The sequence below is a fragment of the Pseudoalteromonas sp. S4492 genome (assembly GCF_005886115.1).
In the GTDB taxonomy this organism is placed as follows: domain Bacteria; phylum Pseudomonadota; class Gammaproteobacteria; order Enterobacterales; family Alteromonadaceae; genus Pseudoalteromonas; species Pseudoalteromonas gelatinilytica.
Map to the genome: position 1 here is coordinate 1 of NZ_PNCP01000241.1, position 300 is coordinate 300.

The window sequence follows — 300 nt, forward strand, 5'->3', positions numbered from 1 at the left end:
TACACCGGTTTCCTATAAAGGGGAAGCTGACAGTACTATCTGGGGTGCACGTTTCGTAGCGGGTTATAACTATCAGCTCAATCAGTGGATCCTTCAGCCTCAGATCGCCTTTGACTACGCCAGTGTTGATTTTGATGATCTGAGTGAAAAGCAAACAGGTGTATTAGCTCAGAAACGCAAAATGAAAGAGTTCGAAGTTATGGAGCTGGGAGCTGGACTGAAGCTTCTGGGCGACTTCGAAGTCGGTCGTGGAGCTCTTCAGCCTGAGTTTGTCTTGATGGGAGATCATGACTTTAAAGA

1 protein-coding gene is annotated in these 300 nt (G+C 46.7%); it reads left to right on the forward strand.

Translation table 11 applies throughout. The features are described from left to right. Positions 1 to 300 (forward strand): autotransporter outer membrane beta-barrel domain-containing protein (locus CWC28_RS21480; protein WP_138625765.1); only part of this gene is annotated, 300 nt, incomplete at both ends.